This window comes from Maribacter sp., from assembly GCA_020629415.1.
Taxonomy (GTDB): domain Bacteria; phylum Bacteroidota; class Bacteroidia; order Flavobacteriales; family Flavobacteriaceae; genus Maribacter; species Maribacter huludaoensis.
Window position 1 is genome coordinate 18,519 of record JAHDDL010000033.1, and the last position, 12,998, is coordinate 31,516.

The window sequence follows — 12,998 nt, forward strand, 5'->3', positions numbered from 1 at the left end:
TGCCAGAGACCAATTTTAATATAGAAGAAAAGTTATTTCAATTAGAGAAAGATTTTGATAGACTTAAAAATAAGCGATAATAAAAAAAGCCCTCTAATAGTAGAGGGCTTTTTCTTAAACTTGAATGTATATATGTCTTAGATAACTTTAACGTTCACTGCGTTTAAACCTTTGTTACCTTCTTTAAGTTCAAATTCAACTTCATCGCCTTCGCGAATTTCGTCGATCAACCCAGAAATGTGTACAAAGTGATCTTTCTCAACTCCTTCTTCAGTGATAAAACCGAAACCTTTTGTGTCGTTGAAAAATTTTACTGTTCCTTTACTCATTGTAATGTAATTTAATTTATAATACTTATTAGTGAACAAAGATGACTCCAATAGTTGACAATAAGCGGTTATTGAGCACTTATATTCTTTTTTTGTGAATACTTTATGAGTTTTGTGCTCAAAATGAATCATTTACTCCTTGTGAAACTAAATTTGAGCATCTTTTTTGTTTATGTCTGATGCTGTTTATTGCATGATTTATGAGAAAATCATCAAATATGCTATTATAAATATTGATACATTAGTAGAAACAACAAAAAAATCAACTCATAGTATTCAACAACATGAAAAACACATTTGACTTTAAGAAAGCCATATCAGGTATTACGTGCATTTTATTATTTAGCTTTTGTTTGACAGCCCAAAAACCAAATTATGATATCTCTAAGGATTTATTATTGGTACAGTTAGATTGCAAAACGGATATTGATGATTTACATACAGCTGCAGGTTTGGCTACACTTTTGAAACACCCGGATTATAAGCATTTAAATTACTATACTGTTGCTGGTTCTTATGGTATTCAAGAAGGACTCTACGTTCCGCCAAACGAATTAATGAAAATGGCATTTAAAAATAATTGGACAGATGCTGATAAAGAATGGGAAGCATCTGTAGCCAGAGTTGCAAAATTAGTGGTAAAGACTATTAAAAATGGTGGCGATGTTTGGGTAGCCGAAGCAGGTCAGTCAGATTTCACGGCAGATTGGGTAAAGCAAATATCAAATCAAAATCCGTCAATTAAAATAAAAGAACATATTCATGTGGTACAGCATAGTGATTGGAACGAATCTGTAACGGAACCTACAAAGCTTAAATACATACAAACGGTTACGGATTATCACAAAATTGCTGATGGCAATGCTGTTGGCAATGGTACACCGGGTTTAAAATCTGATGGTAAAGTAGCTTGGGAGACTAAAATCAATGATGAAAAATTAACCAACATCTGGAATACGGCAATACGACTTGGCAATCAGTATAACGGAAAAGATGGCAGATATTTAAATATAAGCGTAGATGAAGGTGGTCTTGATTTTTCGGATTTAAGCGAGGTATGTTATATACTTGGTCTAATGGAAATAAAGGATACCGATCAGTTCTTCGATTATTTTCAAGTAAAATAATTAGCTACTTAAGTTTTAAAAAGGCCTCTTGCAGTTTTTTTGTAATGGGGCCTTTTTCATTTTCTAAGTATAGTAATTTATCATCAATCTGTTGAATTGAGGCTATTTGGGTGCTGGTTCCTGTTAAGAAGGCTTCATCAATATGGTCAATTTCTTCAACTGCAATAGCTTCTTCTTTTAAAGGAATGCCTAGCGAATTACAAAGTTTAATGACTACTATCCTTGTAATTCCGTTAAGAATATGTTCATCTGCCTTATGTGTATAAACCACACCTTCTTTAACAAAGAATACGTTGCTATGCGAGGCTTCTGTATATACTCCGTTTCTATGTAAAATAGTTTCATAGCATTGATGCTGCATAGCTTCTTCATTAAGCATGACATTGCCCAAAAGGGAGGTCATTTTAATATCGCAACGAGACCATCTAAAATCTTTTCTGGTTATTACCTTGGCATTAATTTCATTGATAACAGGTAATACTTTTGGTATAGCATACATCATTACCGTAGGTTGACATTGTTGCGGAAAAGAGTGTTGCCTTGGAGCTACTCCCCTAGTAATCTGTATATACAACATACAGTCAATAGCTGTTAGCTGAGCAGCATGTAATAATTTGGGTATTTCTTTTTTAAGAATGGCCGCATTAAAATCTATATTGATTGCTTGTAAACCGTATTGTAGCCGTTCTAAATGTTCTTTCTCATAAAAGAAAGAGCCATTGATCTGTACCATAACTTCGTACAATCCGTCACCAAAAATAAATCCGCGGTCAAATACAGATATTTTTGCTTCCTCTGCATCTACAATACTTCCATTTAAATAAACCTTGTTTGGATAACTCATATTATTATATACGTTAAAACATATTTTGAAATAGTATTGATCATTGTACTAATAAATATAATAGAACAATGCGTAAACTAGGTATTGTGACATAAAAAAAGCAGCCAAGTTGGCTGCTTTTTTTATATATCTAATACTGCTTATTAATTGCTTGCAAGCGCTGTGTTTTTATAGGAAAGTCTATAAATGGCATCTCCATAATCATCGGATATTAACATAGATCCGTCTTTCAATAGTAATAAGTCTACCGGTCTACCCGTTGCTTTTTGTTCAGAATCGTTCAACCACCCATCAATGAATACTTCATTATTAACAACTTTACCATCCTCTATATCTACCATCATAATTCTATAGCCAACTTTTTTACTTCTGTTCCAAGAACCATGCTCTGCAATAAATGCTTTTCCTTTATATTCAGCAGGGAACATATTGCCAGTGTAAAATTTAATTCCTAATGGAGCTACATGGGCGCCTAATTGCAAAGCGGGATCTACAAAATCTGAACAAGGGCGTAAATCACCGAATTCAGGATCTTTTACAATGCCACCATGGCAAAAAGGATATCCAAAATGTTGCCCAATTTCTGTAACCGTATTTAATTCACAAGGTGGTATGTCATCACCAAGCATATCACGTCCGTTATCAGTAAACCACATTTGTTTTGTATCTGGGTGCCAAGTAAAACCAACCGAATTTCTTACTCCTCTGGCATAAATTTCACGATTACTCCCGTCAGGGTCCATTCTGGTTATCGTTGCAAAACGCTCATCTTCTTCAGCACGGTTACAAATATTACAAGGAGCACCGACCGGTACGTATAATTTATCGTCAGGTCCAAAGGCAATGTACTTCCACCCATGATGGAATTCCGTTGGGTAGTCATCATAGATCAACTCCTTTTCAAGCGTTTTTCCTAGTTGATTTTCTATATTGGGATATTTCCACAAGCTACCTACCTGGGCTACATATAGGTCACCATTTCTCATGGCTATACCATTTGGTACTTCCATAGTATCTAAAACGATGATATTGTCCGCTTTAAAATCACCGTTAGTATCTTGAATGGCGTAAACGGTATTTTCCGTTCTGGTACCAACAAATAAAGTGCCGTTATTGCCCATTGCCATTGACCGTGCGCCATCTACTCCCCTAGCGTATACTTCTATTTGAAATCCTTCAGGCAAATTAAGATCTAACAAGGCCAAATCCGTACTATCTAGTTGTACTTGATCCGTAGTGCCGGCATCACCTTCTTTTTTTACTTCTTTACAGGATTGTACAGCAAGAACTATAGTAAAAACCATAGCGAGCTTTAAAAATAAAATTTTCATATATAGATCGTTTTCTTTACCGCTAATATACACAACAAGATTAATTACCAATTGTTTATACGTTATTATATATAATTTGTAACAAAAAAAAGCCGATTCATAACAACATAAGAATCAGCTTAAATCAACCAAACAATATTTTAAGAGTTAAGACTTTCCATCCATCGCTTTACCAATGAGCGTATCGCCCTGTATAATTTCAAAAGTTTCATTTATAGCAGCGTCATCATGTAACGACCTTACCAAAGTTTGTGCTACATCATCCCTAGTTATTGAACCTTGTTTATTTAATTTGGATTTCAATTCAATTTTACCTGTACCCATATCATTGGTCAGCGATCCAGGCCTTACAATAGCGTGCATTAAATTTCGGGATTTTAAATATTCATCTGCGTTATGTTTAGCTTTTAAGTATTCCTTTAAATCATTGGCCTCTTCAGGATTATCTGCACCCATAGAGCTCAACATGACGAACTTTTTAATATTTGCATCTTTAGAAGCATCTATTAATCTCTTGGCACCTTCTTGATCTACTTCTACTACCTTTTTACCGCCAGATCCTGCAGCAAATATTACTTTATCAATATTTTTAACGGTATGTGACAAATCTTTTTCCAAATCACCCAAAACCGTTTTTATATTTTCCTTTTCAAATTGTTCTTGCTGTTCTTCTTTACGAACCATGGCAACCGGCTCAAAATATTGAGAACTTTTTAAAAGGTTAACTATTTTTTTTCCTGTGGTACCGTTAGCACCGGCAACTAATACATTTTCCATCTTCAAATTATTTATTTGCAAGTTGGCTATAATCTATAGTTACCATTAATTCGTAAGAAGAAAATCTTAATGCAATACGTTTTAATTTCATACTTTCTAAATCTACTGTCAAATGAGCTCATAACCGTTTGTTTTGTGCTAAAAGCCTCAAATTAGAAGAAGTACCTTTAGAGAAAAGATATCTATGAAAAGTGAAAATAAAGCAGAGACATACAATCCTGATATTACCAGTGAAGATTTACAAGCGCTAGGGGAAAAAGTAAAAAATATTCGTACCGATAATGGTGACGATAGTCAGTTGAACAGTAGAAATCAAAAAGTTGATTTTGCCGGTAAAGATTTAGACGTGCCGGGAAGAAGTTTACCTCAAAACAAAAAAGTGAATACTTTAAAAGATGAAGAAAACCAATTATATAGTTTAGGTGGTGCGGAAAATGATAACTTGGAGCATAACAACGATGATATTTAAACAACGTTATTAATAATTAGATAAGGCAGCCAATGGCTGCCTTATCTATTTACAATTATTTTAGTTTTCTTCTGCATAAAACGGATAATCTATATAGCCCTCTTTTCCCGGAGTATAAAAAGTATCGCTATCCCAATCTGCTATAGGGTAGTTATTTTTAAAACGAGCTACAAGATCTGGATTTGAAATAAACGGTTTACCAAATGCTACCAAATCGGCATTGCCTTCTTCAATAACTTTATTCCCCGAATCTTGATCGAAACCTGCATTTATCATTAAGGTACCATTATAAAGAGGTCTAAAGTGTTTTGCAATATGTTCTACCGCAAATGGTACATCGGACACGTCATTAAAGGGTTCCGATAAATGTACATAGGCTAAATTGTAATCATTTAACTTCTTAATTAAATATTCAAATGTAGGTATGGTATCTTCATCTAATGTAATACCGAACATACCGTTCAATGATGGGTTAAATCTAACACCGATTTTTTCTTGTGGAATTACTTTTTTCATAGTATCCAAAACTTCAAAGAAGAATCTGGTCCTGTTTTCAATGCTACCTCCATATTCATCTGTTCTATGATTAGAGGTGCCATTAAAAAATTGATGAAACAAGTATCCGTTTGAAGAATGAATTTCTACTCCGTCAAAACCTGCTTCAACAGCATTTATGGCCGCATTTTTAAAATCCGTAATCGTTTGCTTAATATCTTCTAAGGTCATTGCCTTTGGTGTTACAGTATCTTTAAATCCTTCAGGGGTGTATGATTTTGCATTCGGATTTAAAGCAGATGGAGCTAACGGTAATTGTCCATCATGAAAATAAGGATGGGACATTCTACCAACATGCCAAAGTTGTATAAATATTTTTCCGCCTTTATCATGTACAGATTTAGTCACATTTTTCCAGCCTTCAACCTGTTCTTTTGAATGAATGCCAGCTGTATTAACATAGCCAACGGCGTCTTTAGAAACTTGAGATCCTTCAGTAATTATCAATCCTGCCGAAGCTCGTTGAGTGTAATAAGGTACATGTAGATCTTCTGTAGGTACATTGCCGTCATTTGCAGCTCTACTTCTTGTCATAGGTGCCATGACCACTCTGTTCTTTAGATCTAAATTTTTATGAAATGGGGTCAATAATGCTTGATCGCTCATATATGTAAAATATTTTGTGTATAATTTTTATTTTACAAAGTACTAGTAATTACGCCTGGCTTATTGACTCTTATCGTTAAAACATTGTTATAATACGTATAAAGATTATAATGCAAAAGCTAAATTATATTTTTGCCGTTCCAAAAAATAAAACCTTCCTAGAATTTTATCGTAGGTATATAAAAAGACAGCCTTTCTTAATCATTATTTTATGTTAAACAGCAACAATCGGGTAACGTTCCTTACAGCATTTATTTTTTTAATTAGCGCAATTTCCGTAGTAAATGCACAAACATTAAAAGGAACTGTTACAGATACCAATGGTACCGCACTGGAAAATGTAGGTATTTTTAATCAGACCTCAGGGCAGCACAGCCACACCAACTTTTCCGGTATATTTTCGTTGACATCCACTTCGGTTAACGATTCTGTATATTTTTCCAGTTTAGGATATAAAACTTTTATACTTGTTGTAAATAATGAGCATTTAAATAATGGTATACGTGTTTCTTTAAAAGAATCAAGCATCAATTTGGAACAGGTGGTAGTAATTTCTAAAGTTGATGCCATGAGTAAAATTGTAAACGTAGACGTGCAAAAGGACCCAGTAAAATCATCCCAGGAAATTCTAAGAAAAGTGCCGGGTCTTCTAATAGGTCAGCATGCCGGCGGTGGCAAAGCAGAGCAAATTTTCTTAAGAGGGTTTGATATTGACCACGGTACGGACGTGGCCTTAAGTGTAGATGGTATGCCCGTAAATATGGTTTCTCATGCACACGGCCAAGGATATGCGGATTTACACTTTGTAATACCGGAAACTATAGATAATATTAATTTTGGCAAAGGTCCGTACTATGCCAATAAAGGTGATTTCAATACCGCTGGTTATGTTGATTTGAATTTAAAAGAGAGTATTGACCAAAACATGGTTTCTTATGAATCCGGACAGTTTAATACCAATAGATTTGTTGGACTATTTAAAGTTTCGGAAAGTAGCAAAAGCAATGCTTATTTGGCTTCTGAAGTCTATTTGACGGACGGACCTTTTGATTCTCCTCAAAATTTTAATAGAATCAATGTCCTTGGAAGGTATCATTATAAAGATATTGGAAAAGAAGAATTAACATTAACCGCTTCCCACTTTCAAAGTAAATGGGACGCTTCAGGTCAAATACCCCAAAGAGCGGTAGATCAAAATCTTATAGGTAGGTTCGGTGCCATTGACGATACAGAGGGCGGACAGACCAGTAGAACAAATATAATGTTAAACCACACTAGGTTTATTGGTGAAAATCAATTTTTAAAGACAAGAGCTTTTGTAAGCAAATATGACTTTGAGCTATTTTCAAATTTCACTTTCTTTTTGGAAGACCCTGTTAATGGTGATCAAATACGCCAGTATGAAGATAGAACCATAATGGGAGCTGAAACTGTTTTTGAGCAAATGGATATTAACATAGGTGACGAAGATAGATTTAAGTATTCCGCAGGAATAGGATTTAGGAATGACAATGTAGATGATGTAACCCTTGAACATACCTTAAATAGAAAAACGGTTTTAGAGCAATTTGCCTTTGGTGATGTTGATGAAACCAATATGTACGGTTTTGTTGATGGGGAGTATAAAACGGGAAATTGGACATTTAATCCTTCTGTGCGTTTAGATTATTTCAATTTTGATTATGAAAATAAACTAAGTACGGTTTATGATAATAAAAGCGAAAGTAAGGCAATTGTGAGTCCAAAGTTGAATACCATATTTGCCGTAAATAAAAATTGGCAGTTATTTTTAAAAACTGGTCTAGGTTTTCACTCTAACGACGCACGTGTTGTTACTGCAAACCAAGGTAGGGACATTCTTCCAAGAGCATATGGTGTAGATTTTGGAACAATCATTAAACCAGTAGATAAAATGGTGTTGAACGCTACATTATGGGGGTTATTTTTAGACCAAGAATTTGTGTATGTGGGTGATGCCGGTATTGTTGAGCCTAGTGGAAAGACTAAAAGAATGGGAATAGAAGTTGGTGCACGATACCAAATGTTAGATTGGTTATATCTTTATAGTGATGTCAACTATACCTATGCTAGAAGTACAGAAGAAGCAGATGGCGAGGACTATATTCCTTTAGCACCAGATTTTACAGCAGTAGGTGGATTATCTTTTAGTGATATTGGCAATTTCTCAGGAAACATAAACTATAGATACTTAGGTGATAGAGCTGCTAATGAAGATAATAGTACTGTTGCAGAAGGTTATTTTGTAACCGATTTGAATCTAAACTACCATATAAAAAACTGGACAGTTGGTGTAATTGTAGAAAATCTATTTGATACTGAATGGAACGAAACTCAGTTTGCTACCGAGAGTAGGTTATTTAATGAAACCGCTTCAGTAGAAGAAATTCATTTTACTCCCGGCACACCATTTTATTTAAGAGGAAAAGTTTCGGTAAGGTTTTAAAAAAAGAAACATGAATACCCCAATTAAGGTCAATATTATACGAATGTAATGTATAGGCCTTTTTTTAGACCAAGACTTCATGCAAGAAGTTTTTAAGGATTTTAGTACTGGTGGATTACTAAAAGTTGGTAACGAAGTTTTGTTAGAGAATTATAGAAGACCAAAACAAGCCGGACTCTATATTTTTATTAGAACAACAAACAGTAAAGCCTTTATAAACGTAGATGGTGTACCTTATACTATTTCTGAGCATAGTTTATTGGCATTGACACCAATACAGTTTTTACATTTTAATGAAGGCAAGCATTTAATTGTATATCAATTTAACAGAGAGTTCTATTGCATTAAGGATCATGACCAAGAAGTAAGTTGTGCCGGATTGTTATTCTTTGGTAATGCGCATATTCCCGTAATAGATTTGGGAGAAAAAGAACAACGAAAGTATGATACACTTCATGAAGTCTTTGTTGACGAGTTAGAAACGGAAGATACCATACAAGCAGAAATGCTTCGTATGCTTATGGCCCGTTTTATGATTATGAGTACCCGTTTACTTAAAGCAAAAGAGGGTTTCAATAAAACTACCGGTGATGCAAAAGTAAATTTGTTAAGAAGCTTCAACTTATTGGTAGAAGAATATTATAAGACGGAACACTCCGTTTCCTTTTATGCCGATAAACTATTTAAATCTCCCAAGACATTATCTAACACCTTCTCAAAATTCAATACTACTCCCCTACAAATTATTCATGAACGCATTATTCTTGAAGCAAAACGCTTATTGATTTATACCGATAAGACTGCAAAAGAAATTGCTTATGATATTGGTTTTGAAGATGCTTCCCACTTAAGTCGCTTATTTAAAAAACAAACGCAACAATCACCTTCAGAATTTAAAAAACAAGTTAAAAAATAATTTTAGGGAAAAATTGACAACACCTAAGGTGAAATTGCAGGTTTTAAGGTTTATTTAGTTTTGATCTTTGTTGTGTATAATTAAAACATCAAAGTCATGAACCTAAAACACACTTCAATTTTCAATTTAATAGAAATATTTACTTCTAAGAAGACAAAAATCAATACTAGCATCAATGCTAAAAAACATTGTGAGCATAACCATATATCTGACTACTATTGTGAGTCTAATGAGTCTTCAAAGTTAACAAAAGCATTCGGTACATTTATTTAAAGGAAAAATTGACATGTAGAAAGGAATTCTCTACATGATATCAACGGTAGACCGCATATACCTTTGTACCAGAAAAATTTAACAACCCATCAATAATTAAAAATATTAAAATATGAACACATTTAATGTTCCAACAAGAGAAGAAGTAAGCGAAAAAAATCAGGCAATTTTTGACAATCTAAAAAATGCATTAGGCTTTGTACCAAATTTATATGCAACGTATGCCAATAGCGATACCGCATTAGAAAACTACTTGAATTTTGCAAATGCCAAAACTTCATTATCAGCTAAAGAGAAGGAAGTTGTCAATTTAGCGGTTAGTCAAGTAAACAATTGCATTTATTGCTTATCTGCCCATACGGCAATAGCTAAAATGAACGGATTTAATGACGAGCAAATTATTGAGCTAAGAGCAGGTAAAGCTTCATTTGATTCAAAATTGGATGCTTTGGCTCAATTTGCAAAAAACATAACGGAAAATAGAGGACGTACAGACGATAAAGTTCTGGAAAACTATTTTACGGCAGGTTATACAAAAGCCAATTTAATAGATACAATATCATTGGTTGGTGATAAAACCATTTCCAACTATATACACAGCACTACACAAGTACCGGTAGATTTTCCTGTAGCACCATCTTTATAAACATTTTTTTTAAATAATAATTATTAATCATTAAAACGGGGTAACCCACACTAAATTTTAAAAACATGAAAAGAGTATTATCAATTTTAGTTATCGTATTGGCATTTTCTTTCAACGCAAATGCACAAGACAAAATGATGAAGCAGCCTGTTAAGAAAATTGCCTTAGAGCAAACAGCAGGAGAATTCACCCAAAAATCTATCACTGTCAGCGAAGGCACTTATATTTTTGACGTAGCCAATAATAATGTAGGTAAAGATGTAGGATTGGTTTTAGTAAAAAAAGGAAAAGATGCTTCAAAACCAGAGAACCACATTCAAACTGCATACGTAACTGCAGCGGTTAAAAATAACACGGTTGGTCATTCTAAAGAAACGAAATTGGAAAAAGGTGAATATGTGTATTTCTGCCCTTTAAATCCAACACCACAATATAGTCTTATTGTAGAATAAGGTTAAATATTGCAATGAAAAAGGGCTATTCTAACGAATAGCCCTTTTTTTATAAGTTTTTATTTTAATCCTCTGGCGGGTGACCGTGAATATCTTCAAAAACCGTATCGAAATTTTCACGTAAGTAAGCGTTCAATTTCTTTTGGTAATCATCTTTCAACCAACTTAAGAAGTTATACGTACTCTTACTAATACACTTTCCGTAAACATGAATACGGTTATCAATATCTTCTTTCAGCAGTTTTGCCAAAGCCAAAGCATCATAAACATCTTCACTATTTTCAATACACATATATGCATGATGGGCAATGGATCGCTCTAGAACAACTTTTGAAGATTCTCCGGCAAACGTGGCAGTTTCATAAGTTTCTTTGATATCAAAGTAAGTATCTTTTGAATTTTTGAACTCGGCCTTAACTTCATCGGAAAGTTCTAATTTAAAATCACTTTCAATTTCCTCATCATCCTTAATACGGTCCATGTAATAGTTTGGAGACTTGAAGATAGCTCCCCAGTCCAAATCTGCACCCCATGGTCCAAAACGATAAAGATTATTCCCTAAATCAATTACCGTAAATTTAGATTTATTGTTCAAGACCCTAGATCCCCTACCGATCATTTGGTAATAAAGTGTCAAGGATTTTGTTGCTCTATTCAAGATAATGGTATCTATCGTAGGTTCGTCAAAACCGGTCGTCAATATACTTACTGAAGTTAAAATGGCATCAGGGGTTTCCTTGAACCATTTTAATATTTGTTTACGTTGCTTTTTAGTAGCGGTGTTGTCAAGGTGCATTACATTTAAACCTGCAGCTTGAAAGGTATGATATACTTGAATGGAAGTTTCTATACCATTATTAAAAATCAATGTTTTTTTACCTTTGGAATGCTTAGTATATGCCTCTAAAAGCTTACTTAACATTGCAGGGCTAGTATATAGATCGGCAGATGATTTTACGGTATAATCACCGTTAGAACCAATTTCAAGGGATGTAAGTCCCATATCATACTGAAATACTTCTGCCCTTGCCAAGAAATCATTGGCTATAAGGTTTTCTATGGTTTCGCCAGGTATAAGCTCATCATAGTTTTTGTTCATTGGCAGATCTTTGTTAGAACTTAACGGGGTTGCCGTTACACCAAGAACAAAAGAGTTTTCAAAAAACTTAAAAAGTTTAGTGAAAGAATTATAGTGGGCTTCATCGATAATGACCAGACCAACATCAGAAATATCCAACTGATCGTCATTTAACCTGTTATTTAAGGTTTCAACCATTGCTACATAACAGCTGTAACGCTCTTGATCATCAAGATTTGCTTTACTGTTTACAACCTTATTGACAACGCCAAAACTGGTTAGCATTGAGGATGTTTGGTTACAAAGCTCAATACGGTGAGTCATTACCAAAACCTTTTTATTATGGTTTTTAAGGTATTGACGTACTATTTCAGAAAAAATCACTGTTTTACCACCACCGGTCGGTAATTGGTATAGAAGGTGATAATCATCTCGTTCCGAATCGAACTTGTCAAAAATTTGTTGAATAGCTCCTTGTTGATAGCTGTAAAGTTCCTTATCGGTCTTTCTATCCTGTAATTCAAAAACTGTCTCTTGCATAAAATCTTCTCTGGAGTATACAAAGGTAACATTCTCTCTATTACATTACTAATTCATGGGTTAAAAAGGGTATCTTTTGCGACCATATGTAACTCTAATTAATGCTAAACTCTTAAATTCTTGCTACAATTGCACTTTAAGTTATATAAACCGGCGGGTATGCTTAGCCAAATGACCTCTGGAGAAGACCGTCAGCTTCGTAAAAAAAGGTTTTTGAGCGAGCTACATGATTTTCCAAAGGATATAATGCCCATAGGTAGGCTTGATGAAAAATCTGAAGGATTATTGTTATTGACTACAGACGGAAAACTGAGCGATACCATTAACAGATCGGGTGTAGAAAAAGAATACTTGGTTCAGCTAGACGATTTAATTACAAACGAAGCAATAATACAATTAACAGAAGGAGTTACCATTGGGCTGTTTGGCAAAAAGTATACTACCAAACCATGTAAGGTAACATTGTTAAATGAACCGCCACCCCTACCCGATCCCGATGTAAAATTACGTATTGGCAAACACAGGCCAACTTCCTGGATCAGTATAATTATTAAAGAAGGGAAGTTTCGTCAAATACGTAAAATGACCGCT

The 12,998-nt window shown here is 34.2% G+C and carries 13 protein-coding genes; 7 read left to right on the plus strand and 6 right to left on the minus strand.

The window, feature by feature from the left end; all coding sequences use genetic code 11:
- Positions 1 to 137: 137 nt before the first annotated feature.
- Positions 138 to 329 carry a cold-shock protein gene (locus QZ657_RS13105; RefSeq protein WP_027067037.1) on the minus strand — a complete coding sequence of 64 codons (192 nt, stop codon included), beginning with the start codon at positions 327 to 329 and terminating at the stop codon, positions 138 to 140.
- Positions 330 to 613: 284 nt separating this feature from the next.
- On the opposite strand from QZ657_RS13105, the gene QZ657_RS13110 reads away from it, so the two are divergent.
- Positions 614 to 1,456, plus strand: a complete 843-nt coding sequence (locus QZ657_RS13110; RefSeq protein ID WP_291967409.1) for a hypothetical protein — start codon at positions 614 to 616, stop codon at positions 1,454 to 1,456.
- Positions 1,457 to 1,460: 4 nt separating this feature from the next.
- Here the strand turns inward: QZ657_RS13110 and QZ657_RS13115 are convergent, their stop codons facing one another.
- The 3 genes from QZ657_RS13115 to QZ657_RS13125 form a co-directional block, all read right to left on the minus strand.
- Positions 1,461 to 2,300 carry an aminotransferase class IV gene (locus tag QZ657_RS13115; protein WP_291967411.1) on the minus strand — a complete coding sequence of 280 codons (840 nt, stop codon included), beginning with the start codon at positions 2,298 to 2,300 and terminating at the stop codon, positions 1,461 to 1,463.
- Positions 2,301 to 2,443: 143 nt separating this feature from the next.
- Positions 2,444 to 3,631 (minus strand): PQQ-dependent sugar dehydrogenase, encoded by a 1,188-nt coding sequence (locus tag QZ657_RS13120; protein ID WP_291967413.1) that lies wholly within the window; start codon positions 3,629 to 3,631, stop codon positions 2,444 to 2,446.
- Between the two features lie 147 nt (positions 3,632 to 3,778).
- On the minus strand, positions 3,779 to 4,408 hold the full coding sequence (locus QZ657_RS13125) for an SDR family oxidoreductase (protein WP_291967415.1): 630 nt from the start codon (positions 4,406 to 4,408) through the stop codon (positions 3,779 to 3,781).
- Positions 4,409 to 4,592: 184 nt separating this feature from the next.
- Here QZ657_RS13125 and QZ657_RS13130 point away from each other — a divergent pair, with 184 nt between their 5' ends.
- Positions 4,593 to 4,877, plus strand: a complete 285-nt coding sequence (locus tag QZ657_RS13130) for a hypothetical protein (RefSeq protein ID WP_291967417.1) — start codon at positions 4,593 to 4,595, stop codon at positions 4,875 to 4,877.
- 60 nt (positions 4,878 to 4,937) lie between these two features.
- On the opposite strand, the gene QZ657_RS13135 is transcribed toward QZ657_RS13130, so the two are convergent.
- Positions 4,938 to 6,038 (minus strand): alkene reductase, encoded by a 1,101-nt coding sequence (locus QZ657_RS13135; RefSeq protein ID WP_291967419.1) that lies wholly within the window; start codon positions 6,036 to 6,038, stop codon positions 4,938 to 4,940.
- Between the two features lie 211 nt (positions 6,039 to 6,249).
- Here QZ657_RS13135 and QZ657_RS13140 point away from each other — a divergent pair, with 211 nt between their 5' ends.
- The 4 genes from QZ657_RS13140 (at position 6,250) to QZ657_RS13155 (ending at position 10,789) form a co-directional block, all read left to right on the plus strand.
- Positions 6,250 to 8,502, plus strand: coding sequence for a TonB-dependent receptor (locus QZ657_RS13140; protein WP_291967421.1), 2,253 nt, complete (start codon positions 6,250 to 6,252; stop codon positions 8,500 to 8,502).
- Between the two features lie 79 nt (positions 8,503 to 8,581).
- On the plus strand, positions 8,582 to 9,418 hold the full coding sequence (locus tag QZ657_RS13145; protein ID WP_291967423.1) for a helix-turn-helix domain-containing protein: 837 nt from the start codon (positions 8,582 to 8,584) through the stop codon (positions 9,416 to 9,418).
- Between the two features lie 385 nt (positions 9,419 to 9,803).
- The gene (locus tag QZ657_RS13150; RefSeq protein WP_291967425.1) at positions 9,804 to 10,337 is read left to right on the plus strand and encodes a carboxymuconolactone decarboxylase family protein; all 534 of its coding nucleotides are present in this window, start codon (positions 9,804 to 9,806) and stop codon (positions 10,335 to 10,337) included.
- Between the two features lie 65 nt (positions 10,338 to 10,402).
- On the plus strand, positions 10,403 to 10,789 hold the full coding sequence (locus QZ657_RS13155; RefSeq protein ID WP_291963558.1) for a hypothetical protein: 387 nt from the start codon (positions 10,403 to 10,405) through the stop codon (positions 10,787 to 10,789).
- A gap of 64 nt (positions 10,790 to 10,853) precedes the next feature.
- On the opposite strand, the gene QZ657_RS13160 is transcribed toward QZ657_RS13155, so the two are convergent.
- Positions 10,854 to 12,407, minus strand: a complete 1,554-nt coding sequence (locus tag QZ657_RS13160; RefSeq protein WP_276472516.1) for a DEAD/DEAH box helicase — start codon at positions 12,405 to 12,407, stop codon at positions 10,854 to 10,856.
- A gap of 129 nt (positions 12,408 to 12,536) precedes the next feature.
- Here QZ657_RS13160 and QZ657_RS13165 point away from each other — a divergent pair.
- Positions 12,537 to 12,998: pseudouridine synthase (locus QZ657_RS13165; RefSeq protein ID WP_366934176.1), on the plus strand; the 462-nt coding region annotated here is incomplete at its 3' end.

Bases quoted from the DNA above. Each gene is read 5' to 3' on its own strand.
- QZ657_RS13160 (WP_276472516.1), bottom strand. From the start codon at position 12,407: ATGCAAGAGACAGTTTTTGAATTACAGGATAGAAAGACCGATAAGGAA.
- QZ657_RS13130 (WP_291967417.1), top strand. From the start codon at position 4,593: ATGAAAAGTGAAAATAAAGCAGAGACATACAATCCTGATATTACCAGT.
- QZ657_RS13110 (WP_291967409.1), top strand. From the start codon at position 614: ATGAAAAACACATTTGACTTTAAGAAAGCCATATCAGGTATTACGTGC.
- QZ657_RS13155 (WP_291963558.1), top strand. From the start codon at position 10,403: ATGAAAAGAGTATTATCAATTTTAGTTATCGTATTGGCATTTTCTTTC.
- QZ657_RS13120 (WP_291967413.1), bottom strand. From the start codon at position 3,631: ATGAAAATTTTATTTTTAAAGCTCGCTATGGTTTTTACTATAGTTCTT.
- QZ657_RS13145 (WP_291967423.1), top strand. From the start codon at position 8,582: ATGCAAGAAGTTTTTAAGGATTTTAGTACTGGTGGATTACTAAAAGTT.
- QZ657_RS13150 (WP_291967425.1), top strand. From the start codon at position 9,804: ATGAACACATTTAATGTTCCAACAAGAGAAGAAGTAAGCGAAAAAAAT.
- QZ657_RS13125 (WP_291967415.1), bottom strand. From the start codon at position 4,408: ATGGAAAATGTATTAGTTGCCGGTGCTAACGGTACCACAGGAAAAAAA.
- QZ657_RS13105 (WP_027067037.1), bottom strand. From the start codon at position 329: ATGAGTAAAGGAACAGTAAAATTTTTCAACGACACAAAAGGTTTCGGT.
- QZ657_RS13115 (WP_291967411.1), bottom strand. From the start codon at position 2,300: ATGAGTTATCCAAACAAGGTTTATTTAAATGGAAGTATTGTAGATGCA.
- QZ657_RS13140 (WP_291967421.1), top strand. From the start codon at position 6,250: ATGTTAAACAGCAACAATCGGGTAACGTTCCTTACAGCATTTATTTTT.
- QZ657_RS13135 (WP_291967419.1), bottom strand. From the start codon at position 6,038: ATGAGCGATCAAGCATTATTGACCCCATTTCATAAAAATTTAGATCTA.